Genomic DNA, 25178 nt, shown 5'->3' on the forward strand with positions numbered 1-25178 from the left:
CAGCGTAGTTCAGACGTCGACGACTACTCCCGTTCGTCCTTCGGACGGCAGTTCGAACGAAGGAAACTTGATATACCTCCACGTACCGTGTAATGATACGTGGCCAAGACACCTGGTCTGTCTGAGTACGCGATACACAATGAATGACCTGAAAGAAGCCGTTCACGACCGTATTGAGCAGCAACAAGAGGATATTTTCGATCTCGCCGGCGAGCTAGTGAGCACGCCGTCTATTACCGGCAACGAAGGGCCTGCACAGGAAATTGTAGCGAAGAAGTTCACAGACATGGGTCTAGACCCGGACATCTGGGAACCAGACCCGTCTGAGCTGGCTGATCACCCTGGATTCTTTACTACTTCGACAACGGAAGAGGTCGGTTACGACGGCCGTCCGAACGTGGTCGCCGTGCGAGAAGGGTTCGGCGACGGACAATCGCTCGCATTCAGCGGACATATCGACGTAGTTTCGGCTGACGAGTCCGCGTGGACCTACGATCCCTGGACCACTACCCAAATCGATGGCCGGATGTATGGCCGAGGAGCAGCGGACATGAAAGGCGGGATCGCGGCTTACATCCACACCGTCCGCGTCCTCGACGAACTCGATATCGAACTCGAGGGCGACCTAATCCTCCAGTCGACTATCGAAGAGGAGGCGGGCGGCGCAGGCGGAGTCCTCGCAGCCTTAGAGCGGGGATATCAACCCGACGCGGCCATCATTCCGGAACCATACCGGATTCCGAACATCGGCATCGCGAGCGCAGGTGTGATGTACTTCCGAGTGACCGTCGAGGGGAAGGCTGCGCACGCCGCCCGGGGGTACAAAGGCGTGAACGCGATCGTGAAGATGTCGAAGATCGTAGATGCGTTCGAGCGACTCGACCAGCAGCGAAAACAACGCGTGTCGTATGAACCAGTGACAAACCGAACGAGTGACGCCGAAGGCGAGGTGACGAACCTCAATATCGGAACGATCGAAGCGGGTGACTGGCCTTCAACGGTACCAAACCGAGCGGAGATTCAGTGCCGCATCGGATGGCCTCCGGGCGAGAAAAGACAGAACATCCGTGAACAGGTCGAAAAAACTCTCACCTCGGTGACTGACTCCGACGACTGGCTGGCGGCGAACCCACCGGAGATCGAATGGTTCGGGTGGAGTGCCGAACCACACGAAGTCGATACGAGTGCCAAAATCGTACAGCTAGCCAAGGGGCACGCCGAAGATATCTGTGGTGAGTCCGGCCAATACATCGGCGGTGACGCCGGTCTCGACGAGCGCTTCTACAACTTGTACTACGACATTCCCTGCCCGACCGTTGGACCTCGAGGAACGAATCTGCACGGTGCCGACGAGTACGTCGAAATGGATTCGCTCGTAGAAACCGCTCAAACGCTCGCTTTCACCGCCATGGACTACTGTGGTATCAGCGAACGATAACGCGTAATCCAGACACTCTTTCGTTCTATTTTCTCTAATATACACATCCCAGTACGACATCCTTCCTCGAACTGGAACCCAAACACCGTATGAGAGAGAACAACATCCACCATACTTATATACACCTGAGGGTAAAAATAGGTTGTTGACGAGACAATGACTAACAGGCGCAAAATCCTCAAAGCAGTAGGTGTCACAGGTATCGCCGGTCTTGCAGGGTGTATCGGCAACGGCAATGACGACAGTGACGGAAACGGCGGTGACGGAGACAACAACACGAACGGTACGAACGGCGGTGACAGCGATACGATCAAAATCGGTGCGTACGGTCCACTTACCGGTCCCGCCTCGAACATCGGTCAAGCGATGAAGCTGGGTTTCGACCTGGCTCAAAAGCAGATCAACGCCGACGGAGGGATGGCCGGCTACGACGTGGAAGTCGTATACGGCGACTCCGAATCCGAGCCATCGACGGGGAAGTCCGCGGTTGAGTACCTTATCAACCAAGAGAACGTCGACATGATCGCCGGCGGGTTCCACTCCGACGTTTCCCTGGCCGTCGTGGAGGTGACGTACTCGGCAGACGTCCCCCAGATGATCTCGAATTCGGTGAGTGGGTCCATCAACGAGAAGATGGAGTCCCAGAACATGAAGAACGTTTTTAAGATGTCTCCGCCGTCCGAGGCCTACGGCATCGGATGGAACGGGTTCCTCAACGACCTTCAAGACGAGGGCGTGGGCTACTTCCCGTTCGAGAACAAGCGAATCGCGTTGATCGCAGAAGACACGTCCTACGGACTCCCGATTATGGAATCGACCACCGAGAATTTGGAAGAAAACGGCTGGGACGTCGTTTCGACCGACGAAGTCGCCGTCGACGAAACCAACTACCGGTCTCTGCTCACTCGAATTAAATCGAATGAGCCGGACGTGGTGTGGGCGGTCCAGACGGCGCCGTCACCGGCAGCGAACCTCGTCAGTCAGTTCCGTGAGATGGGTTTCGGAGACACTCACTTCATGCAGACGTTCGTCCCGTCTAATCCGGAGTTCGCCAACTTGGCGGGAGATGCGGCCAACGGCGTCATGTGGATGGCCAACATCGGCGTGGTTCCGGAATTCGCCAGAGACGTCGGGCTCGTGGAAGCCTGGGACGACGAGTACGGGGAGGAAGTTCCCGGATCGAGCGGATCGCTTCCGTGGGACAACCTCATGCTGATAAAGGCGGCGATGGAAGAAATCGGAAGCCTCGACGATCTGACGGTCGACTCCTGGTCGGAGGCAGTCCTCGGCCTCGATCAGATAAAAGGGTCTGCCGGCTACTTCGATTGGACGGAGGACGGTCCGTTCCACCAGGCGCTCTACGGGAAGGATACGATCCCGGCGTTGGGTCATCAGATTCAGGACGGGAATAACAGGTTCGTGTGGCCGTTCAACGTGGGAGAGCACGAAATCGACGAGTCGTACTACTAGACTACGCGTCCCACCCTCCGTCTACGACGAGGGTTTCGCCGGTTACGAACGACGCGGTATCGCTCGCGAGGAACGTTACGGCGTTCGCGACGTCCTGTGCGTCGCCGAAATAGGTCAGCAGCGTGTTCTCTTCTTTGTACGCGATTGTGTCCGGATCCTCGAGTTCTTGGCCTGCCATCCCGGCGTCAATCACTCCGGGAGCGACGGCGTTCACCCGTACTCCATCCGACGAGTAATCTCGGGCCAGTTGGCGGGTCAGGTTGATGAGGCCCGCTTTCGACGGCCCGTACGCCGCGTACCCCGGTGATCCGTGGAGGCCCGCACCGCTCGCAATGTTGACGATGCAGCCTTCAGTCTCGACGAGTGACTCCACGCTGAAACGCGCGGTCAGGAATGCGCCTCGGAGATTCACCGATACCGTCTCGTCCCACTCGTCGATATCGACTTCCGTCACGCTACCGAGATGATTGACTCCGGCGTTGTTCACGAGGATCTCGACCGGACCGAAGGCAGCCTCTGCATTCGAGATTGCGTCTTCCACTGAGTGTGCATTGGTGAGATCCACTTCAACGAACTGTGCGGTTCCCCCGTTCTGCTCTATAACCTCCGCAGTCGATTCAGATTCATTTCGCGGTTGCTCTACGATATCGAGGACAGACACGTCCGCGCCCGCGCTCGCGAACGTTCGCGCGATACACCGGCCGATGCCGGTACCAGCGCCGGTTACAATCGCGTGTGTGTCGTCCAGTGTTATCCCATCAACGATGTTCGGAACCGATGGCATAGGTCTCACCACACACCCGGCCGTTATAAGGGTATGAGCATGTTTATTGTATATCACACGTTACCTGCGTACGATGAGATTCGACTTTAGTGAAGATGTCGCGTTTGTTACAGGGGCCAGCGCGGGTATCGGTCGGGCGACGGCCTCCACGTTATCCGAGCACGGCGCATACGTCGTTGGTCTCGATTTGAACGCTGAACCCCATGACGACGGCCCGGTGTTCGACGATGTCGTCAAGGACGGCGAACTGGTCGTCGGTGACGTCACCTCGGCCGAAGACGTTGCAGTTGCACTTGACGTAGCTGCCAGAGAAGGGCCGGTGAGCATCACCGTCAACAACGCCGGCGTCGGTGGGAACGGAAAGATTCACGAGATTTCGCCGGAAGACTGGCAACGGACCCTCGCTGTCCACGTCGAGGGGACCTACAACGTGTGTCGCGTCCTCGCCCCGTCGATGGCAGACCGGGGCTCCGGCGCAATAGTGAACGTCGGGTCTATCGCGGGGATCCGAGGCTACCCGGCGACCGCCGACTACGCCGCCGCCAAAGGAGCGATCACAAGTCTCACCCGGCAACTCGCCGTCGACTACTCGCGGGACGGCGTTCGGGTCAACGCAGTGGCTCCGGGGTTCATTCAGACGTCGATGAACGAAGCCGTCTGGAAGGACCGCGTCCCCCAGCGTGGGATCGACTACGAGACGGCCACCAACCGAACGTTGCTTCCGCGACTCGGCGTACCGGAAGACGTTGCAGAGGCCATCGCGTATCTCGTAAGCGACGCAGCCTCGTTCATCACGGGTCACACCCTACCGGTCGACGGTGGCTGGACGAGTTGGTAATCACTCGCTCCAGCCGTACCACTCGGCGAAGGCGTCGTAGCCGGTTCCGAGGAGTGATTCGAGCGCATCGCGAACCTGAGCGGGCTCCACGTCGTAATCGGTGACGGCCCCGTTGAACGAAACGAAGTCGCTGGCCACGTCTCGGGCTATTGCGTCTATATCGCGGTAGGCGACCGATCCGTAACCACCTCCGCCCCCCATTTCGACTTCAACCTCGTCGCCGCTCGCGAGGTCGAGTTCCCACGTCGTCCCGAGATCCTCTGACGTCCCGGTCGATCGGTTACAGCGTACACGGCCGGTTCCGCCGGGCTTGCCTCCGTTCACACCCCCCGCACCGTTCTCGACACGACCCGTGTAGCCGGTTCCGGTAGCCGGTCCGTCGACGACTTCGAACGCGCGGCGGACGCCGAGACCTCCTCGGAACTCTCCGGGCCCTCCGCTGTCGGTCCGGAGTTGATACGCGTTCACGCAAAGCCACGGGTGGTCTTGTTCGAGGGCTTCGACTGGGATGTTCAGTTCGTTCTCGAGGGGGTTCGTGGTAGCCGGTGCGCCGTCACCGCCTGCGTATCCGCCCCAGCCACCGCCGGGGAGATCCATGAACACCTCCGTGTGACCCTCGAACTGTTTCCCGAAAACGATCGGGGTTGTGCTGTTGAACGCGCCCGCCGGAACGACTTCGGGCGCGATTTGAGCGAGCGCTTGCAGAACGGCGTCGTACACCCGGCCTGCAGTCTTCATCCGAGCGCGAGTCGCCGTTGGCTCCGTCGGATTCACGATCGTTCCCGAGGGGACCGTTAACTCGATAGGTCGATAGATACCGGCACTTATCGGGAGGTCGGACCCGCCGAGAGCCGCGAGAATCGCGAAATACGCCGCAGAGTGCGTCGAAGCGATCGGCGAGTTGATGTACCCCGGGACCTCTGGTGCCGTTCCGTCGAAGTCCACGCCGATTTCGTCGCCATTTACACGCACTTCCACCCGCACCGTCGTGTCGGCGTCTGCGACCGCCTCCGGCGCGTCCACTTCGACTGTTTCCGTGCCGGTACCGGCCGAGTCTGGTAGCTCGGCGATGCGTGACCGCATGAAGCGTTCCGCGTACGAGTCGAGGCTATTCAGCGCCTCGAGATACAGGTCCGTCCCGTACTTGCCCGCGATTTCTTCGAGTCGCTCGACACCGCGCCGGCTCGCGGAGAGCTGTGCGTTGAAATCGCCCACGACGTACTCCGATGCGCGGACGTTAGTCGCGAGCGTATCCACGAAGTGCTCGAACTCGCGGCTATTCAAATCGAGCGTGAGTGGTGGGAAACGAAATCCCTCCCCATACGTCGTCGCAACCTCCGGTCCGAGGCTGGCCGCACCACCGCCGCCCATATCGATGTGATGGGCGATACTGCCCGCGAATCCCACACGTTCTCCGTCGAGAAACACGGGCTGGAACGCGACGATATCGACGATATGCTGGCCGCCGTGGTACGGATCGTTGAAGATGAGGATTTCGTCCTCGGTTAGTTCATCCGCTCGCTTGAAGTTCGCATCGAGCGCGTATGGCATCGACCCAAGATGCATCGGGATGTGTTCGGCTTGCGCGATGAGATCACCGTCGGGACCGAAAAGCGCCGTCGAGCAGTCTCTGGCCTCTCTGATGACCGACGAGTAAGCGGTCCTGAGTAACGTCTCGCCCATCTCCTCTGCGGCATTCTGGAGTGAGTTTCGCAGTATCTCGAGTGTGACCGGGTCGATATCGTCCGATTCCCGCATCGGGTTGCTCATCGTTCACCCCCCGTCTCCACGATGAGGTTTTGGGAGTCGTCCACGCGTGCGGACTGGTCCGGAAGGACTACCGCTGTGCTATCGGGCATCTCGACGAGGGCGGGTCCGTCGGTCTTGAATTCCGGATCGAGCGCTCTCCGTTCGAGGACTGTCGCTTCGTGGAACTCGCCGTCGAGAAACACTTCGCGTTTCTGAGTCGGTGCGTCCTCGGTCGTTGACCAGTCGAGGCGTGGGACGTCCGTGGGTGCGAGAACCGCGACTCGAAAGGTGACGAGTTCAATCGGACTTCCCATGACGAACCCGAATTTTTCCCGGTGACGAGTCCGGAACTCGGACTCGATCCGCTCGGTGACCGACGCATCTATCTCCTCGGGCACCTCGACACGGACCTCGTGGGCCTGACCTGCGAAGCGGACATCAACGGTCCGCGTGACGGTTACGTCGTCCGGTAGGGCTATGTTAGTTCCAACATTGCTCTCGAGCCGATCGAACGTCGCTGCGAGCGATTCGCGAGTGACCTCCTCGAGACGCCGGATGTCGGTCTTGCTCGTGGTACGGCGGACGTCGGAGTACAGGAGACCGACCGCAGAGAGGATACCCGGCTGAGGCGGAACGATCACGGATCGCATTCCGAGTTCGCGGGCAATGTAGGGCGCGTGTAACGGGCCAGCGCCGCCGAAAGCCACGAGGGAGAAATCTCTCGGGTCGATGCCCTGTTGGACGCTGATGACGCGAGCGCTTTCGACCATGTTCATGTTCACGAGTTCGTAAATGGCCTCTGCCGCCGCGAGTGGGTCTTTGTCGATGGCTGCTCCGAGTTCCTCGAGGACGTCCATCGCGGCATCGAGTGAGAGGTTGATGGCCCCTCCACCGAGGGTCGCTTCCGGATCCATCAGCCCCAGTGCGAGGTTCGCGTCCGTTACCGTTGGGTCGGGTCCGTTCCGTCCGTAGCACGCCGGACCGGGGTCCGCACCCGCAGACTCCGGCCCGACTTTCAACAGTCCGCCGTCGTCGAGATGCGCGATCGACCCGCCACCAGCACCAATGGTCCTGATATCGTACATTGGAACGGAAACAGACTGTTCGCCGATAGCGCCCTCTGTCGTGAGTTCCGGTTCGCCGTTCCGAACCAGGCTCATGTCCGCGCTCGTCCCGCCCATATCGAAGGTGAGCACGTCTGAAGTGCCCGCGTTTTGGGCTGCCTCGGTGGCCGCGACGACCCCGGCAGCCGGGCCAGACACGCCCAGATACACGGGCTGGGTGGCCGCCTCTTCGACTGGAACGACGCCGCCGTCAGAACGCATGATGAGGGTCTCGGCGGCGTCGCAGTGGGCGTCGATTTCGTCGGTTAGACGTTCGAGGTACGCCTCCGCGACCGGCCGGGTGTACGCGTTGACAGCGGTCGTGTTCGTCCGCTCGTACTCTCTGAACTCCGGGAGGACGGAACTCGACCGCGAGACGGGGATGTCGAGGCAGTCGCGGAGGTAGTCCGCGGCTTCCCGTTCGTGTTCGTCGTTCGCATAGGAATGAAGGAAGCTGACTGCTACCGTCTCGGCGTCGGTGGCTCTGATCACGTCGACGACCTCGTCTAGCTTTTCCAGGTCGAGCGGTTCGACGACTTCGCCGTCGGAGTGAATGCGTTCTCCCACGCCAAAACAACGGTACCGGGGTACGAGCGGGTCACCCCTGTCGTAGTGCAGGTCGTAGATATCCGTCCGATCCTGCCGGTCGATCACGAACATGTCTTCGAAGCCTGCTGTCGTGACGAGTGCGGTCGGAGCGCCAGCCCGTTCCAGAATCGCGTTCGTGACGACGGTCGTACCGTGGGAGATACGACTCGCAGTCGTCACACCACTTACGGAGAGCGCGTCCCCGACCGCGCGTTCGGGTGCGTCCTTCGTAGACGGCGTCTTGACCACCTGATAGGAGTCGTCGTCGGTGTCGACACTGATGAAGTCAGTGAAAGTTCCTCCGATATCGATACCCGTGGGTGTTTGTCCCATACACTATGAGGTAACCCCCACTTTTAAAAAAGTTCTGTGGAAGGTAAGTTACGTCGACCGCCGGCCCAGATACATCTCGACGAGATCGTCCTCGTCTGTCAGTTCGTCTTTGCCACCCTCGAACCTGACGTGGCCGTTGTCCAGGATGTAAATGTACTCGGCGATGTTCAGGACTTTCCGTACGTTCTGTTCGATGAGAAGCATGTTTACCCCCGCATCCTTGAGTGTCGTGAGGTGATCAAACACGTCGTCAATGAGGTTTGGAGCGAGTCCGGCGCTCGGTTCGTCGAGGAGGAGAAACTCGGGATCGGACATGAGTGCCCTCCCGAGCGCGAGCATCGCCTGCTGACCGCCGCTCATCGACCCCGCAAGCTGTGACTCCCGTTCCTTGAGAATGGGGAACATGTCGTAGACATAACGGTATCGCTCCGAGAGGAACTCGTCGTCGTCCTCCAGATACGCACCGAGTCGGAGATTCTCTCGGACAGACATGTCCGCGAACACTCGACCGCCCTGAGGAACCGTGATAATCCCAAATTCGACAATTTCACGAGGCGACGCGTGGGTCATGTCGTCGCCGAACATAGTGACCGTCCCATCCCAGATGGGGATGAGGCCGTTGATAGCCTTCAGGGCCGTCGACTTCCCACTACCGTTTGGCCCGATTATGCAGTTTACCTGCCCCGCGTCTATGTCCATCGTGAGGTCGTGAAGGACCTGGTTTTCGCCGTACCCGCTATCTACGTTCTTCAGTTGGATCGCCGGTGACGTGTGTTGATTCATGGTAGTATTATGTTCCCAAGTAGGCGTTTCGCACGCGTTCGTCTTGCTGTATCTCCTTGAAGGGACCTTCCGCGATGGCGTCTCCGTTACTCATCACGACGACCGTATCACAGAGTTCGGCGATGACGGTCATGTCATGTTCGATGACGAGGATAGTGTGTCCTTCTCGATTTAGCGCCTTGATGTGGTCGAGGATGTCGTCCATGAGCGCGGGATTGACGCCTGCGCTCGGTTCGTCGAGCAACAGCAGGTCGGGGTCCAACATGAGTACCCGGGCGAGTTCGAGAAGTTTCTTCTGTCCACCACTCAGGTCTTCGCCGTTTTCGTCGGCCACGCCGTTCAGATCGAGTTTATTGATGATCGCGTTTGCGCGCTCGATTTTGTCATCGCCGCTGACATCGGGCGTCTGCGGCACGAGCATATTCTCGAAAACGGAGAGTTTCCCGAACGGTTTCGTATCCTGGAAGGTGCGTCCGATACCGCTGGTCGCAATCTTGTACGGCTTCCCGCCCGTTATGTCTTTACCTTTGAGAGACACGCTACCGCTGGTGGGTTTGTGGAAGCCGGTAATGAGGTCGAACGTGGTGGATTTCCCCGCGCCGTTTGGGCCGATGAGACCCGCGACCTCTCCCTCGGTCACGCTGAAACTGAGCTGATCGACAGCCGTCAGGCCGCCAAAGGTTTTTACGAGTGAGTCGGTTTTGAGGATTGTATCGTCGGTCATTTGGAATCTCCTCGGAGCGCATTACGGACGGTGTTGGCCTGTTCTTTGAGCAGGTCTGACTGCACGCTACTGCCCATTATTCCGTTCGGAGCGAATAGGATGATGATCAACAGAAGGAATCCCCAGATCAGGAGACGGATGCTGGTGAACCCGCGGAGTAGTTCCGAGAGGCCGAGCACCGCTACGACACCGACGATCGGGCCGCTAAAGATACCGATTCCACCGATCACGGTCATCGCCATGAACCGGATCATCTGGTTGATCTGGAGCATCTGCGGTGAGATAATCAAGACGTTGTAGACTTGGAGGCCGCCAGCAACGCCTGCGAGTGCCGACCCGACGAAGAACCCGGCTAGCTTGTGCCGGTAAGTGTTATTGCCGAGCATCTGGGCCGCGTCTTCTGACTCACGAATCGCGCGTGCGATAAGCCCGAACCGAGACACGGTTAGCACGTACTGAACGGCAAGGAACAGGCCAACTACGGCGACGGTGAAGTAGAAAAACTGGAACCGGCTACCGCCGAACATCGCAGTAAAACCTGTAAGGCCAGTCGGGCCTCCGGTGATGTCGCGGAAGGAGATGGCTGCGAGATGAATAATCTCGGCGTACGCCAGCGTGACCATCGCGAGATACGACCCGCCGAGACGGAGCGCCGGTATGGTGATAGGGAGGCTGAACAAGCCGCCAGCGACTCCACCGATCACGATCGCGACGATCGGATTGACGCCCAGTTCGAGAGCGGAGACGGCGGTAGCGTATCCGCCGATGCCGAAGAGTGCGGCGTGGGTAAAGCTGAACATCCCGAAGTAGCCCGCGATGAAGTTCCAGCTAGCCACTGCGAGGAAGAAGATGTACATCTGGAGGACGACGCCTTGGAGATAGGGTCCGGCGAAGAGTGGCACGAGGAGTGTTGCAACGACGCCGAGAAATAAGAGGATTCCACGGGGGGTGAAGAGGTCTTCCTCGGCCTGTTTTCGACTACGCCGGAGCGCGAGTTTGATGTCGTCAACGGTGCTCACGAATCGATGACACCTCCGATACCAGTGGGACGGACGATAAGGATTGCTATCATAACGAGGAACAGGAGCATCTCTGCTTGTTGCGACGAGATGAACGTGAGACTGAGACTGCGAAAGACGCCGATGAAGAGGGCTGCCAGAAGCGTGCCTCGGACACTCCCGAGACCCCCGATGATCACGACGATGAACGCGAAGAGGAACGGTCTCCAACCGACCCCCGGGTAGATGCTGTACGTGTTGGACAAGAGCACTCCGGCGAGGCCAGCGAGTGCCGCACTCACACCGAACGTGAGTGCGTAGATGCGGTCTGATCGAATACCCATGAGGCGGGCCGTATCTGTGTCTTGAGCGACCGCACGCATCGCCATGCCGAGTTTGGTGTACCGGATAACGGCGAACAGGACTCCGAGAGAGACGAGTGCGAGCGTGAACATCAACACCTGTTCTTTGATGAGGATGATCTGATCAAATTGCCAGATACCGGTCGTCAGCGTCGGAATCGAACGACGATCGGTCTGGTAAAGATACCGCATGAGATTCTCGGCGATGACCGCTATCGCGAACGTGCCGATAATGGCCGCAATCTCGGTGTTGTCTCGGTCACGGAGTTGACGGACGACAAGAACTTCCGTTCCGACCCCAATAACGAACAGGGCGAGCGCTGCAACCGGGATGGCCACGAGCAGACTACCAGTGAACTCGTACGCGAAGAAACCAGCGTACCCCCCGAGCATGAACATTGCCCCGTGTGCGAAGTTCAGTATCCGGGTCACCCCCCAAATGAGGGTGAGTCCGATGGCGACTAGCGCGAGCTGGCCACCGAACAGGAGACCATTGATTATCTGCTGGAGTAACAGCAGTGTTTCTACCATGCTACTTGGTTGTTCCTAGCATAGATATAATTCTTGTTACTCGCCGGCAGGGGTACACACTGATCCACTCTCTTCGCACTATTCTTTCTATAGCCGAATATTGGAATTGTATCCTACATCACGGCAATCCTCGAACCCAATTTGCCGGTCGGTACAGCGCGGAGAATGTCCGCTGCACCGAGGAGTTAAGAGCGTTCGTGACCCTGCGTCCGATATGATTACGGCCGACGGGAGGAGATTACGAGATACGTTCGAGCGACGTCCTACTGCTGAGACGGTAGAAAACGGCAGGATCGACCGACTCGAACTGACGCCCGAGGACGGAGCATTGCGTGACCTGTCCGTCTCGGCAGTAGGCAGCAAAGCCCGTAGTGAAGGGAGGTCCGCCGAGTGGTTAGACTGCCCGGTAGGATCGGACGTCTCTACAAACGCTACCGATTCTGTCGCCCAAGGATGAACCGTCACCACCGCTGGGTCGTGACGTTCTTCGGATGGGGATTGTATTTCTCCTTTACTTTCGCGTGGTACACTCTGGCCGCACTCCTCCCCCGCGTTCTCGAGGAGGTGACGATGACCTCACTGGCGACGGGCATTCTCTTGGGCGCGGTTTCGGCGGTCATGGCGCTGACTTGGATGGTAATGGGACCACTCGTCGATCGGGTTGGCCCCGGTCCTGCAATGGGGGTCGGTGTTGCCGTCCTCGGATTTGCGGCCGCATTTCGCGGGGTCGCCAGCGGATTTCCACTGCTTTTCGCATCGATGATAGTCATCGCGCTGGGTGGGTCCACAGTCACCTACGGGCTTCCTCGGGCGTTGTCATCGTATTTCCCGGCAGACGAGGTGGGCACACCGATCGGAATCGTGACTGTCGGCGCGCAGTTCGGTAGTCTGGCCGCATTCGGCGTTATGCCACAAGTGTCCTCTTTCGTCGGGGGGTGGCAGCCCGCATTCGCGCTATCAGGCATCCCTGCAATGGTCTTTGCGGCTGGTTGGCTCGTGTTCTACGAACGCGATTCAACGGCCGAGAAATCCAGTCCTCCTTCGGTAGCCACCGTCCGCCGGCTCTTCTTCCAACCGGGTATCCTCGCACTCGTCGCCGCCGGCTTCATGTATCTGTTTGCGACTCACAGCACCCTCGGATGGCTCGCCACCTTGCTCTCGACGCGTGGCTTCTCAGCGAAGACGGCTTCCCAACTCGTCGCGGTTCTCATAGCGGGCCAGATCCTCGGGACACTCGTCGTCCCGGCGTTGTCCGATCGTGTCGGCCACCGGGCGGCGTTCATCGGTGCGACCGGCGTCAGTTTCACGTTCGGGATGGTTAGCTTCGCAGTGTTCTCCACGCGGCTCCTCCCGCTCGTCGGCGTCGGAATCGTTTCAGGACTTGCACTCGGGGGAATCTCCCCGCTTCTCCGAGTTCTTCCGATGGAACTCGTGTCTCAAGACACGTTGAGTACTGTCATCAGTATGATTTTTGGCGTGGGTGCTATCGGTGGGTTCCTCGGCCCTGTTCTAGTCGGTGCAACCCTCGAGTCGACCACACTGTTCGCTGGGTTCGGAATCCTCGCGCTCCCGGGAGTCGCCTTCATGATCATCAGCGTGGCATTTGCGAGGTTGGAGTAGGTCTATGTCCCGCTTGGACGGTTCTCACGCCGAAGAGTACTCGACGGCGTTTCGGAAAAGGCGATGGGTCGGATGGGCCGCGCTCGTCGTGCCGTATCTCCTGATGGCCTTCCATCGGACGTCGATGGCTGTGCTCTCAGAAGACGTCGCCCGCGCATTCGACAGTACTGGCGTGGGTCTCGGCATTCTTCACGCAGGGTATTTCTACCTGTACGCGGCAGGACAACTCCCCGCGGGTGTGTGCGGACCGGTATGGTCCCCGGCAGACGACCCTTGCCGGGGGACTCATCATGAGTTTGGGAGCAATCGGATTCGGGTTGGCCGATACCTACGCGGTGGCGTTCGCCGCTCGCCTTGCCGTTGGGCTCGGCGGCGGGTTGCTTTACGTCCCGATTCTTCGGTACGCCGCGGACTGGTTTCGGGCTGACGAGTTTGCGACCGTTACAGGACTCACTGTCGCGACGTCCGCGCTGGGCGGGATGCTAGCGACGGCACCGCTTGCGGTGGCAATCGAGGCGGCTGGCTGGCGCCTCTCAGTGATTGGTCTCGGGGTCATCGGCGTGCTGTTCGCTCTCCTCGCGTACCGTATCGTGGATGACACGCCAGCCCGTGCAGGGTTTCCGGACGTCGAGTCCGACCCGAGCGACGAATCGCGCCAGTCGATATCGGATCTGTTCTCGACACTCCGTCTCGTCCTATTTGACCGTCTCACGTGGACCATTGGCATGATCGTGTTCTGCGGGCTCGGTATCCACTATACGGTCGTCGGACTTTGGGCGATTCCGTATTTAGTCGACGTTTATCACCTCCCGGTGCAACGAGCATCGACGCTCCTGTTGGTCGCAAACGTCGGGCTGTTACTCGGCTCTGTTGGGATCGGCCGTCTCTTGGACCACATCGGTCGCCGGGTAGACCTCGTTCTCGTAACCGGGATATTGTTCGCCTCCGCGTTCGCCCTCCTTGGTGTTCTCGGAACGCCGCCCCTCACAGTCGTAGGTGTGGTGCTGTTCACCGAGATGCTGCTCGTAGGCGGGTTCTCGCTTTCGTACACCATCGTGAAAGAGCGTCACGCCGGCGACGTGAGCGGAACCGCGATCGGTTTGGTGAACGCGCTCGGGTACGCTGGCAGTACGGTGTTTCCGATCCTCTTTGGATGGGTGCTCGACGCATATTGGACCGGTGAGTTGGTGGCGGGATCGAGGACATATACCGTGCTCGGATACCGCGTCGCGTTTTTCGTCGCTGCCCTGGTCGGAGTCATCGCCGTGGGGCTGACCCTCACGGTTCGACACACGATTCGGCGGGGGTAACCGTGTTCAGCAAGAGCTTTGCCAGCCCGTGTTAACGACAGTGCATGGACGATGTCGATATTCGAGAACTGACGACGGTATCCGAGTTTCGCGACGCGTACCCGGTACTGTCTCAGCTTCGTGATCACCTCTCAGTCGAGGGGTATCTCGACCGACTCGAGACGATGCGTGAAGAGGGATACCGACTCTTCGCTCTGTACGAGGACTCTCAGATCGTCGCGGTTGTCGGCGGCACACGCAACCACAACTTCTACTCTGGCCCCCATCTCTTCGTGTACGATCTGGTAACCGACGAGAACCGCCGAAGCGAGGGGTTCGGAGGTGAACTCCTCAAGTTTGTAGACGAGTGGGCGCGGGAGGAATCGTGTGACCACGTCGCGCTCGAATCGGGACTCTGGCGGGACCGTGCACACGAGTTCTACGAAGATCACGGCTACGAAAAGTTCTGTTACAGTTTTCGAAAGGAGCTCGATTGATCGACAGAGCCCCTTACGGGAGGTACTACGCCACCCGTGCGGTTCTGAAGGGGTTTAGATAAATACTTCATTGCTTAACAGTAAGGTTCGCCGCATGAGCCAAACCACGTTCGACGTTGCACTGTGTCAGTATGCGTTCGGCAGTGTGAAAACGATCGACGCGTTCTGGGAGCGAATAACCGGTCTGTTCGAGCGTTGCGGCCCCGCTGACATGTATATTCTCCCGGAGTTGATCGGTTACGACGTCGCCATGTCGAACAGTCGCGAAGAGTACCAGCTGAGGAGTTCCGAGATAGAGGAGTTCCATGATAAACTCGCAGGCGAGGCAAGTGACCGAGACGCGATTATCGTCGGAGGATCGTATCGGGTGTCCGATGAGGGTGAACTGTACAACCGTGCACCGATAGCGTTGCCCGATGGATCGCTCAGGACGTACACGAAACAGCGACCGGTACCGGCCGAGCGAGAGGATGGGGTCGCATCCGGGTCACACGGAGGGCCTATTTTCGAGCACAACGGCGTCTCTGCCGGCGTACTCATCTGCTACGACGCGGAGTTCCCAGATGTGGTCCGAGACGTAGTCGAACGCGGTGCCGAAGTTATCGCGCTGCCGTCCCTAACCGGAAGCGTGGCAGGCTATCAGCGTGTTTCCCGGTGTTCAGCGGCCCGTGCGGTCGAGAATCAAGCCTACGTCCTCCAAGTTCCGTTGGTGGGGACTCATCCTCACGGTCAGAAGTGTGGGACGGGGCGTGCTTCTTGTTTCGCACCATGTGACGATATCGCCGGTCCAGACGGGACGCGGCTAACGCTGCCAGCAGACGAACACGCAGTCGGTGTACAGCGCCTCGACGTGGATTTGATCCGTAAGTCACGGAGTTCCGCATCGGTGCGACCGTTCAGTGACCGACTCGTTTTCGAATAACCATCGTCTCGTTGGGCGTATCGGTCGCTACCACCCCAGTCATCGTCGGACAGTTGGGTCGTAGAATAGCTGTGGCATAAAACCGTGTGATCGAAACTATCGAGGGAGCGTACGAGTGAGGAACCGTGCGTCATTCCACCTCAACAGATCTCGTGGTATTGAGTAGTTTGATACGTTCGTGTGTGTGTCCGCACCACAATACGACGGTATTTTGATGATTCGGATGGAAATGTTAATGTCACTCCAGCCCAGTCGTATCATAGTGCATTTCGATATCGGGCTGTTCACCTGTCAGGTACCACCGGGAAGCGATCAAACGCCGAGTCAGCGGTATAGAGAACTCCTAGACCTCGCTCCTCTCGCCGAGGACGTGGGGTTCGAAAAGGCGTGGGTGAGCGAACATCACTTCGTCGAAGACGGATACCTACCGGGGGTCTTCCCCTTTTGTGCGGCCTTAGCGACTCGGACCAGTACTATGCGTATCGGAACCGGAATCGCGCTAGCGCCGTTCTACGAGCCACTCCGATTCGCTGAAGACTCCGCCGTAATCGATCTCCTCTCGAACGGTCGATTCGAGCCTGGTCTCGCAATCGGCTGGACGGATCCGGAGTTCGAGGCGTTCGGCGTTCCCAAGCGATTACGGGTGCCATATACGGAGGAACTTATTGACGTCCTACGGCAGGCTTGGAGCGACGAGCCGATCTCGTACGACGGGGAGATTCACCAGTACGACGGAGTAGACGTCCGTCCGAAGCCGGTCCAAGAACACGTTCCGATCTGGATCGCCGGCACAGTCGATGCTGCGGTGAAACGAGCGGCGACGATAGGAAACGGGTACTTTGCGACCCCAACGTCCTTGGACGAACTAAGCCGCCGACAATCGCTTTATCAGGAAGAAGCCGATAGTTCCGAGGAGACCGGATTCGCGGAGTGGCGGTACACGTATGTCACAGAAGAACCCGAACCGTGGGAGCAGGCGAAGCAGCACGCGTGGTACATCAAACGCCAGTACATCGAGTGGGCGACTGGAACTCCACAACCGGCCGAATTACCTCCGGAACAGGAAGGAGACCTGCGTGAAGAGTGTCTCGTGGGATCCCCCGAGGAAGTCCTCGATCAAGTTAGAGAGCGCCGTGACCGCCTTGGAGACGACTATCGCCTCGTCGCGCGGTTGACGCTCCCGGGGCTGTCCGGACAACGGCTTCGTCGGTCGGTCGAGTTGTTCGGCGAGGAAGTCATCGACAAGGTAGTATAAATCGGCCAAACAGTTCAGTTAGGAGAGAGTCGCGGACCGATGCCCTTCACTGCCGCGGACGTCGAAGGAGTCTCGCCAGCTTTAGAGCGGTTCAAGAGCGTCACCGACTCGAATAGTGCCGCTCTCGACGATTTCCGCCCGGAGACCACCACGATGAGCGAGGGCCTCGATGACGCCGTCGGCGGTCAGCCGCCGGAGGTGATCGCATGGTTCGCAGAGACGCACACCCTCACAGACGGCGTCTCCCACGCGGAACCGTTCTCCGACTAAGTGGTTGAGCGCCGCATCACGAGTCGTGATATTGCGTCGGTGGTCGGCGAATCCCAACGCTATGTCGGCCTCGCGCACGATTGCTTCGATAGCTTCTGCCTCGGTGAACGTGATTTCTAGTCCACCGCGCGGCACGTCAGAGAACGTTCCCGCTTGCTTGAAGTATCGATCACCTCGGAGACCCTTTTCGGCAACCGCTCTGACGACGTTCTTCGACTCCATCGGATGCTCAGCTTCTGGAGCCGTGTGTATCGCCTCAACGGTCCCTATACCATTCATAGTCACTCATGGTTGCCGAAACGAATAAATTCTTCCGGTTCGGACTTGTATCCAGCTGAGTACTATGAATACGGTGGCGATAGAAGGCGGGAGGTGTCGGGGGTAAAACACCAGAAGCGGTCTAATATCCGATAACCGTCCGTTTATTTTATGCGTGTGTGAATTTTACACACAAGAAAAAGTATATAGCACGTGGCGGGAAATGGTTAATATGACCATAGGTCCACCTATCGAGGAACTGCACTTTTCAGAGGAACCCGACGTCAACACCGTCCCTGGACCGAACTCCGAGCGGTTGATCGAACGGCAAAAGCAAATCGACAGCAGCGCTGTCGCGTACCCGAATCGCGTACCGATCGCTCTGAAAGACGCGAAAGGGGCGACAGTCCGTGACGCGGACGGGAACGTCTTCCTCGACTTCTTCGCCGGCATCGGCGTTCTCAACGTCGGTCACGCGAACCCGTACGTCCTGGAGGGAGTTCACGAACAGCTCGACCGGTACACCCACACCGTCGATTTCCCGACAGAGGCACGACTTGACCTCATCGATAAACTCGATTCGATAGCGCCGGGCAACCTAAGCGGAAACAGCAGGGTGATCTTCGGAGGACCGAGCGGGAGTGACGCCATCGAGGGATCGATTAAGCTCGCGAAACACAACACGGGACGCCACGGCATGCTCGGATTCGAGGGGGCCTATCACGGAACGACTTCGGGAGCGCTCACACTCACAGCCGCGAAGAAATACAAAGCGGGGTACGCACCCTTACTTCCAGACACGGTTCATGCGCCGTATCCGGCACCTTCGAACGACGTCGGAGTCGAGGAAGCACTCGACGCAGTGGCGCGAAAGTTCGAGGACCCATACGGTGGTCACGAGACCCCGGCCGGTATTTGGGTCGAGCCGATCCAGGGAGAAGGCGGTGTCGTCGTCCCGCAAAACGGGTTCCTGAAGGGCCTCCGTGACGTCGCCGACGACAACGACGCGATGTTGATCTTCGACGAGGTTCAGACGGGTATCGGACGTACTGGTAAGTGGTTCGCTGCTGACCACTTCGGAGTCACTCCCGACGCTATCACCATGGCGAAGTCACTGGGTGGGTCAGGTCTCCCCATCGGCGCGATGATGTATCACGAGAAGTTCGACACGTGGGGGCCCGGTGGCCACGTCGGCACGTTCCGCGGGAACGTTCCCGCGATGGTCGGCGGTATTCGAGCCATCGAGTACATCGAGGAGAACGGTTTGCTCGAGCGCGCGCAGACACTCGGCGAGCAGATTCGCGACCGGTTCGACGAACTCGCAGAGGACGTCACCGAAATAACCGACGTCCGCGGCAGGGGACTGTTCGTCGGCGTCGAATTCAGGGCCCGAGGCGACTCAGGCGAGCTGGTTGAAGAAATCCAGCGACGGTGCTACGAGAACGGCGTACTCGTCTGGAGTGCGGGGCGGGGCGGAAACGTACTTCGGATGATTCCGCCGCTCGTAATCACCGATCGGCAAACGGAAGTCGCTATGAACGTGATCTGCGAAGCGATACGGTCCGCAGTCGACCCACAGTAGTTGCCCACACCGAACGCACCTCCCAAGTCGGCGTCCATCGGCCGAGTGCTCCGTGTGGTTGGAAGTTACAGTAGTGAAACTCTGCAGATGGTACAGTGGGTACCTGAGGGGGTTATCGACTCCGATCGCTCGACGCTCATGTCATGACCGTCGACCCACAGATACCGAGTAAATGCAAGATATGGTCTAGATAACGGCCGGGTGTGGGGGAATTTTATAACATATCTCACCATCTCTGAAACACATGTCTATCGACGTAGACAGAGAGCGGTTCGTAGAGACGATGAAAGAACAGGCAGATATCGGGGGGACAGAGGACGGCGGCCTCTACCGGCTTACGCTCTCCGAGGAGGACAAGCGTATCCGCGAGTGGTTCACTACGCAGATGGAAGAAGAGAATCTCGACGTCACTGTCGACGAGTTCGGCAACATGTTCGGCTACAGAGAGGGGCGGAACCCTGACGCGGGTACCGTTCTCGTCGGTTCGCATCTAGACTCACAGCCGTACGGTGGTATCTACGACGGTGCGATGGGAGTCGTCGCTGCTCTCGAACTGGTTCGTACACTGAATGAAGAGAACATCGAAACGGAACGCCCGATCGAGATCGTCAACTGGACGAACGAGGAGGGCTCCCGATTCCAACCTGCGATGCAAGGATCGGGCGTGTGGGCCGGAGAACACGCCTTGGACGAACAGTACGCTCAGACTGACGCCGAGGGTAACGTCTTCGAGGAAGAGCTCGAGCGAATCGGCTACAAGGGGTCGGTCCCGGCCGAACCACAGAAGGAGTACGATTCGTATCTCGAACTCCACATCGAACAGGGGCCATATCTGGCAGAGCACGACGCCGAGGTGGGAATCGTTACGGGAATAGTAGGATTCACGTGGGGAGCCATAACGTTCTGCGGAGAGGCCGACCACTCCGGTCCGACCCCGATGCACTATCGAAGTGACGCGCTCGTCGCCGCCGCAGACGTCATCACCCAAATCAGGCGTATCCCCGGCACATTCGGAGAACGCACCGTTGGAACGACGGGCTATATCGACGCGAAGCCCAACTCGATCAACATCATCCCCGAAGAGGTGACGTTCACCTGGGATATTCGCGATCCGGATCCGGATATCATCGAAGCGGCACGAGAGCGTGTACTCACCGAAGCCGAGTACGCCAGCGAACGTGAAGGGGTGGACTGGGAGTACGAGGATCGTATGTGGACCGATCCCGTTCATTTCGCCGATAAGTGTGTCGGCGCTGTAGCGGGCGCAACAGACCGACTCGGCTATGATAGCATGCGTATCTTCAGTGGAGCCGGTCACGACGCGACGCACATGCACAAGTTGATGGATACCGGGATGGTGTTCTCCGTCTCCGAAAACGGCAAGAGCCACAGTGAAAAAGAGTACACCAGTTGGGCAGACTGTTACAAAGCGGCGAACACGCTCGCAAACGCAGCGTTCGAACTCGCAACAGAGTAAGGTCGACAGTGGACCGCATATCTGCGTCACCAGCAGACGCTAGATCGTCGACACCGCTCTCACGTCGGTAAGATCGCTCCACCATCTTGTCGACAGTCATATCAGGTACCTAATTCCTATAGCAAGCAGCATCATAGATTACACGCTTGAACGCAGCCGTTCACAGGCCGATGCTGCCGACCAGACGACGGCCGTGGACCGTCATTTGTTGGTGCTTCGACGTCCATTGTGGCCTACACGTCCGAACCGTGACCCTCCTGTGTCAAGACTCTTGGAGCGCTGCACGCACGTCTGCGGCCACTATCTCGATTCCGTCCTAGGCCGCGTCGATTGCGTCGGGGAAGCTGAGGAAACCGTGAATCATCCGGTCATAGTGGTGGTGGCCGACCGGGATATTCGCTGTCAACCGGTCGGCGAACGCGAACGCTTCGTCCCGAACTGGGTCGAACTCCGCGGTGAGGACCGTCGCCGACGGGAAACCTGAGAGGTCGTGTGCCTGCAGCGGGAACGCGTACGCGTTGCGGCGGTCGAGCTGGTCTGGAGCGTACGCTTCCGTGAACCGCTTCATGCTCTCGGCAGTGAGTCCGTACCCCGTCGCGTACGTCTGGTGGCCCTCGAATTCGACCAGGCCGTGCGGCGAGACGGCGGGTAGAGGAGGGCCTGGTGGCTGATGCATGGGCCGTCGCGGTCCCGGGCGAGCAACGCGATGGCGGCGGCGAGGTCTGCACCGGCGGAGGTGCCGCTCACGGCGATACGGTTCGGGTCGCCGCCGATGTTGGCAGCGTGTACGGAGAGCCACGAGACTGCCGCGTAGCAATCGCGGAGCGGCGCGCGGAACGGATGTTCCGGAGTGAGCCGGTATCCAATAGAAACGATCAGACACCCCGACTGGTCGGCGAGTCGCGTGCAGAGGCTGTCGAAGCAGTCGAGGTCGCCGAGCATCGACCCGTCGTCGTGGAAGAACTCCACGATAGGTAGTGAGTCGTCGCCCCCAGGATGGTACGTGCGAACGGGGATATCCGTGGCCGGTCCCGGAATAGAGACGTCGACGCTAGTCTTGACTGGCACGGTCGACTGAGTGGTCATCGATTCACGGAACTGCTCGCGATAGCAGGCCGTCGAAAGAGCGTACCCCGGCGGAATGCCGGCGTCCTCGCGTTCGTCGAGCGCGGCGCGGGCCTGTGGGTGTAACGTGTTTGTCATTGTGGCTCAGGTTGGGTCGCGACTCGTTCACCCATGGATGGCTACACGTCTACCAAGATATCGGGTAGTTCACGCCTCAACAGTGGTGGCTTGTCGAGCGACCGGCGTGGCACCAAAACGCCGATGTACGATCAGGATAATATGTGGTGTATGACAACACTTTCTGAGATTGCAGCCTTCCCAATAAAGGCGCTCGATCCGACCGAACTCAACCGTAGCGGAATCAGCAGCATCGGCGGACTCGAAAACGACCGGACCTACGCCCTCGTCGACGAGGACGGGAACTACATCAACGGAAAGAGTACTGATCGCGTTCACCGCTTACGGACCGAGTACGATTTGGACGATGGGACGGTCATCCTCCACACCCCCCAGTCCCGGGAACGACGGTTCGACCTTGAAGACGACGATGACGAATTCGAGTCCTGGCTGTCCGAGTACTTTGAAATGTCGGTGTCGCTGGAACGGGAGGCTGGCGGCGGACTGACAGACGGTGCCGTCTACGGGGGCGACGTGAAAACAGGGCCGACACTTGTCAGCGAAGCCACCCTCCGCGAAGTGGCGTCGTGGTTCGACGGAATCGACCCCGAGGAGATGCGATTGCGGCTTCGCCCGAACTTAGTCGTCTCGGATACCCCTCCGTTCTGGGAGGATCGCTTGGTCACCGGTGACGGACGACGGATCCAGATCGGTGACATCACGTTCGCGGCGACCGAGCCGATTCCTCGCTGTATCGTTCCGGCACGACACCCACACACCGGCGAACAGTACGAGGAATTCCAGCGGATATTCGTCGAGAACCGCGAGGCGACGTTCCCCGAGTGGGCATCGGAGGACGTCTTCGACCACTTTTTCACGCTGACGGTCGGCCTGTCGGTACTGGACGGTAGCGAGCATGCGCTTCGAGTCGGAGATTCGGTCACGATTCTCGACAAGTGACCCCGACTCAGCAGTTCGGCGACCGCTCGAACGCCGGGAACGGACTCTTTCCGATTGATGGTAATTCCATCCGTTTTCATGGTCGATAACTCCTCGATAGCCTGGGTGTCGAACGCTCACGCAAAGCTGTGTACGATTGGGTGCAGAAGGCCGATCTACAGCTCACAGACGGTCGAAGCCCGAATCGCGTTGCGGTTGACGGGACCGTGCTTCGATCATCGATGGGTAGAAAATATATCGCGTTATAGGATTTATTCACTCGTCGTATTTTCTCACCCGGTTTGGCGTGGGTTTAGCAGACTCTGCCAGTCGGCCGAACCCACAGATTAATAAGAATTTCAACTAAAACGCTAAACACGCTGAAAATGCCACGCTTAGAATCCCAATACCGGACCGCGAAAAGGCTTATAGCTGAATTCTTCTCCAGTACGGTCACGAGCAGCCGACACTCGCAGAGAACGCTCCAATGAGCCAATTAGATGCCGAGCAGGAAGGGGAGACCGACGTAGATCGGGCGCCTTCATTCGAGGACATTCGATGGACGTCGTGTTCGCTCGAGGACTTTACAGACCTGTACTGGGACGAGATCGCCCCATGCCTCGAGGCAAACGGGATCGATTCAACGAGCGAGAAGCCCACCCATCAATGGTTTCGGGATCACAACGCACGGGCATTTCTCGCAGCTCTCCGGCGCCATCACGACCGGTCCTTCGGGGAGTTCTGGAAAGAGGATCTCGGGCTTGGTAACGATGATGAGGGTTACTCGTGGGCAACCGCAGATGAAGCAACAATCGACGCTCTCGAACAGTTCCTCGAGCGCCGAAAATCCCGATACAGTCTAGCGACGTCATCCGTCGACGCGCTCCGAACGCGGCTGAACCTCTACGTTCGTGCCTACAGGAAAGCGAACGACACAGACGACCTCCTCACACCGATTCAACGGGATCGGGAGACACCAGCTTACGAAGCCGTTGACGCGTGTTATGCAGCATTCGACTGGTTGAACGAAGGAGCAGAACACGAATACAGTGGCCAGACCCTCCAGCGTGTGCGACGGGTCGTCGACGCCTGGTACCAGCATCTGGTGGGACGACGTATTGCCTCGATAAATCCGGCGAGCGGCCTCTACGACGAATTCAAATGGGAAGCTGAAGATTCCTCGACTCCAGCTCTTTCAGCTGACCATATTCGGAAACTGATGCAGGCGGCAACGTCGACGCGAGAGCGGCTGTTACTAGTGGCATTAGCGGGTTGGGGACTTCGAGCAAGCGAGGTCGCTGCACTCCATATCTCGCAGTTCCACCGTAACGTCCCTGCAGACGACGTCCCCTTCATCGCGTTCGAGAACCGCAAGAACGGACCTGGTGAAGTGTCTCTACTCTTCGGGATGGACATGCTCGGCTCCCGAATCGATGAGCTAGCGGACAATGAGACGTGGACAGGGTACCTGTTTCCATCTTCACAGGGGAAAACACCACACGTAACGCGGGATACGATCCGGAACTGGTTCCAAACTCTTGCATCGAAGGCGAGTCTCCCTGACCGGATCCAAGGAGAACGGCCGAGTCCACAGCTCTGTCGTCGTTTCTGGTACGATACCTATACAACAGTCCTTGAGGGCGTTCTCGAAGGTGTCGACGAAATCGCTTCTGAGCAAGGGAGTAACGATCCTCGTGTGGTTATGCAAAACTATCTTTCAGACTCGAGATCTCGGCGAGTGCGCAGAGAGTTCATGCAGAAACAATTGAGCGCGGCCTTCCACGGGAGATAATTGCTTTCGATACTCTTGGCCAAATAAAGTCTCTGATGGAATATTGGGTCAGGGAGTTCATGAATCGATGAATCAGAGATTCAGTGATTCTTCGAATCCATGAATACTGGAAGTCGAATAAATGGATCGAGGACCCTCAGGAGGAGTGAATGCTATAGCAAACTCCCCCACTGGTCCATTAGTCCATGAAGTTATGAATCAGAGAATCAATGATTCTATGATATCAAGAATACCAGAGTCATGGACTATTTGATTCCGAGATAGCTGCAGCGCCATAACACTAATTCACTGAATCCATGAATCAATAATTCAGTGAGTATGGGACTACATGGAGTCTTGAATAGCTGAATCACAGAATCTTTGATTCCAAGAATCCTATAGGGTTACACTGAAT

At 58.5% G+C, this 25178-nt stretch carries 22 protein-coding genes and 1 pseudogene; 13 read left to right on the plus strand and 10 right to left on the minus strand.

Annotation, left to right across the window (positions count from 1 at the left end; all coding sequences use genetic code 11):
- Window positions 1-139 precede the first annotated feature (139 nt).
- Together NGM29_RS19865 and NGM29_RS19870 are read left to right on the plus strand one after the other, a co-directional pair.
- Window positions 140-1438 (plus strand): ArgE/DapE family deacylase, encoded by a 1299-nt coding sequence (locus NGM29_RS19865; RefSeq protein WP_254160906.1) that lies wholly within the window; start codon window positions 140-142, stop codon window positions 1436-1438.
- Between the two features lie 156 nt (window positions 1439-1594).
- A complete protein-coding gene (locus tag NGM29_RS19870; protein WP_254160908.1) occupies window positions 1595-2908 on the plus strand; it encodes an ABC transporter substrate-binding protein in 1314 nt (437 codons plus the stop codon).
- Window position 2909: 1 nt separating this feature from the next.
- On the opposite strand, the gene NGM29_RS19875 is transcribed toward NGM29_RS19870, so the two are convergent.
- The gene (locus NGM29_RS19875; protein ID WP_254160910.1) at window positions 2910-3749 is read right to left on the minus strand and encodes an SDR family NAD(P)-dependent oxidoreductase; all 840 of its coding nucleotides are present in this window, start codon (window positions 3747-3749) and stop codon (window positions 2910-2912) included.
- 16 nt (window positions 3750-3765) lie between these two features.
- Here NGM29_RS19875 and NGM29_RS19880 point away from each other — a divergent pair, with 16 nt between their 5' ends.
- Window positions 3766-4530, plus strand: a complete 765-nt coding sequence (locus tag NGM29_RS19880; protein ID WP_254160912.1) for an SDR family NAD(P)-dependent oxidoreductase — start codon at window positions 3766-3768, stop codon at window positions 4528-4530.
- Here the strand turns inward: NGM29_RS19880 and NGM29_RS19885 are convergent, their stop codons facing one another.
- Genes NGM29_RS19885 through NGM29_RS19910 form a run of 6 tightly spaced genes read right to left on the minus strand, consistent with a single transcriptional unit; the run spans window position 4531 to window position 11701 of the window.
- Complete coding sequence (locus NGM29_RS19885; RefSeq protein WP_254160914.1) at window positions 4531-6300, minus strand: hydantoinase B/oxoprolinase family protein; 1770 nt, start codon at window positions 6298-6300, stop codon at window positions 4531-4533.
- On the minus strand, window positions 6297-8303 hold the full coding sequence (locus tag NGM29_RS19890; RefSeq protein WP_254160916.1) for a hydantoinase/oxoprolinase family protein: 2007 nt from the start codon (window positions 8301-8303) through the stop codon (window positions 6297-6299). Before NGM29_RS19890 ends, NGM29_RS19885 begins: the two co-directional genes overlap by 4 nt.
- A 48-nt stretch (window positions 8304-8351) precedes the next feature.
- Entirely contained in the window at window positions 8352-9086 is a 735-nt protein-coding gene (locus NGM29_RS19895) for an ABC transporter ATP-binding protein (RefSeq protein ID WP_425499274.1), read from the minus strand.
- A gap of 7 nt (window positions 9087-9093) precedes the next feature.
- Window positions 9094-9810 (minus strand): ABC transporter ATP-binding protein, encoded by a 717-nt coding sequence (locus NGM29_RS19900; RefSeq protein ID WP_254160920.1) that lies wholly within the window; start codon window positions 9808-9810, stop codon window positions 9094-9096.
- On the minus strand, window positions 9807-10829 hold the full coding sequence (locus NGM29_RS19905; protein ID WP_254160922.1) for a branched-chain amino acid ABC transporter permease: 1023 nt from the start codon (window positions 10827-10829) through the stop codon (window positions 9807-9809). Before NGM29_RS19905 ends, NGM29_RS19900 begins: the two co-directional genes overlap by 4 nt.
- Window positions 10826-11701 carry a branched-chain amino acid ABC transporter permease gene (locus NGM29_RS19910; RefSeq protein ID WP_254160924.1) on the minus strand — a complete coding sequence of 292 codons (876 nt, stop codon included), beginning with the start codon at window positions 11699-11701 and terminating at the stop codon, window positions 10826-10828. Before NGM29_RS19910 ends, NGM29_RS19905 begins: the two co-directional genes overlap by 4 nt.
- Window positions 11702-12154: 453 nt before the next feature.
- Between NGM29_RS19910 and NGM29_RS19915 the strand changes: the two genes are divergently transcribed.
- The 5 genes from NGM29_RS19915 (at window position 12155) to NGM29_RS19935 (ending at window position 17284) form a co-directional block, all read left to right on the plus strand.
- Complete coding sequence (locus tag NGM29_RS19915; RefSeq protein WP_254160926.1) at window positions 12155-13321, plus strand: MFS transporter; 1167 nt, start codon at window positions 12155-12157, stop codon at window positions 13319-13321.
- A 236-nt stretch (window positions 13322-13557) separates the two neighbouring features.
- Entirely contained in the window at window positions 13558-14631 is a 1074-nt protein-coding gene (locus NGM29_RS19920; protein WP_256548195.1) for an MFS transporter, read from the plus strand.
- Window positions 14632-14675: 44 nt separating this feature from the next.
- Window positions 14676-15107, plus strand: a complete 432-nt coding sequence (locus NGM29_RS19925) for a GNAT family N-acetyltransferase (protein WP_254160929.1) — start codon at window positions 14676-14678, stop codon at window positions 15105-15107.
- A 94-nt stretch (window positions 15108-15201) separates the two neighbouring features.
- Window positions 15202-16029 carry a nitrilase-related carbon-nitrogen hydrolase gene (locus NGM29_RS19930; protein ID WP_254160931.1) on the plus strand — a complete coding sequence of 276 codons (828 nt, stop codon included), beginning with the start codon at window positions 15202-15204 and terminating at the stop codon, window positions 16027-16029.
- Between the two features lie 235 nt (window positions 16030-16264).
- The gene (locus NGM29_RS19935; protein WP_254160933.1) at window positions 16265-17284 is read left to right on the plus strand and encodes an LLM class flavin-dependent oxidoreductase; all 1020 of its coding nucleotides are present in this window, start codon (window positions 16265-16267) and stop codon (window positions 17282-17284) included.
- Between the two features lie 81 nt (window positions 17285-17365).
- On the opposite strand, the gene NGM29_RS19940 is transcribed toward NGM29_RS19935, so the two are convergent.
- Window positions 17366-17833 carry an MOSC domain-containing protein gene (locus tag NGM29_RS19940; RefSeq protein WP_254160935.1) on the minus strand — a complete coding sequence of 156 codons (468 nt, stop codon included), beginning with the start codon at window positions 17831-17833 and terminating at the stop codon, window positions 17366-17368.
- Window positions 17834-18044: 211 nt separating this feature from the next.
- Between NGM29_RS19940 and NGM29_RS19945 the strand changes: the two genes are divergently transcribed.
- Entirely contained in the window at window positions 18045-19394 is a 1350-nt protein-coding gene (locus NGM29_RS19945; protein WP_254160937.1) for an aspartate aminotransferase family protein, read from the plus strand.
- Between the two features lie 244 nt (window positions 19395-19638).
- A complete protein-coding gene (locus NGM29_RS19950) occupies window positions 19639-20871 on the plus strand; it encodes a Zn-dependent hydrolase (RefSeq protein WP_254160939.1) in 1233 nt (410 codons plus the stop codon).
- 316 nt (window positions 20872-21187) lie between these two features.
- On the opposite strand, the gene NGM29_RS21380 is transcribed toward NGM29_RS19950, so the two are convergent.
- Complete coding sequence (locus tag NGM29_RS21380) at window positions 21188-21439, minus strand: alpha/beta hydrolase fold domain-containing protein (protein ID WP_343233706.1); 252 nt, start codon at window positions 21437-21439, stop codon at window positions 21188-21190.
- Complete coding sequence (locus tag NGM29_RS19955; protein WP_343233707.1) at window positions 21436-22074, minus strand: alpha/beta hydrolase; 639 nt, start codon at window positions 22072-22074, stop codon at window positions 21436-21438. The genes NGM29_RS21380 and NGM29_RS19955 overlap by 4 nt, the downstream gene beginning before the upstream one ends.
- Before the next feature lie 150 nt (window positions 22075-22224).
- Here NGM29_RS19955 and NGM29_RS19960 point away from each other — a divergent pair, with 150 nt between their 5' ends.
- The 3 genes and pseudogenes from NGM29_RS19960 (at window position 22225) to NGM29_RS19970 (ending at window position 24784) form a co-directional block, all read left to right on the plus strand.
- Complete coding sequence (locus NGM29_RS19960) at window positions 22225-23013, plus strand: MOSC domain-containing protein (RefSeq protein WP_254160941.1); 789 nt, start codon at window positions 22225-22227, stop codon at window positions 23011-23013.
- A gap of 89 nt (window positions 23014-23102) precedes the next feature.
- Window positions 23103-23228 (plus strand): annotated as a pseudogene (locus NGM29_RS19965) (IS6 family transposase); the annotation flags it as partial.
- 251 nt (window positions 23229-23479) lie between these two features.
- The gene (locus NGM29_RS19970; protein WP_254160943.1) at window positions 23480-24784 is read left to right on the plus strand and encodes a tyrosine-type recombinase/integrase; all 1305 of its coding nucleotides are present in this window, start codon (window positions 23480-23482) and stop codon (window positions 24782-24784) included.
- The last annotated feature ends 394 nt before the right edge of the window (window positions 24785-25178 follow it).

Origin of the sequence: Natronosalvus rutilus (genome assembly GCF_024204665.1) — an archaeon.
Classification (GTDB): Archaea; Halobacteriota; Halobacteria; order Halobacteriales; family Natrialbaceae; genus Natronosalvus; species Natronosalvus rutilus.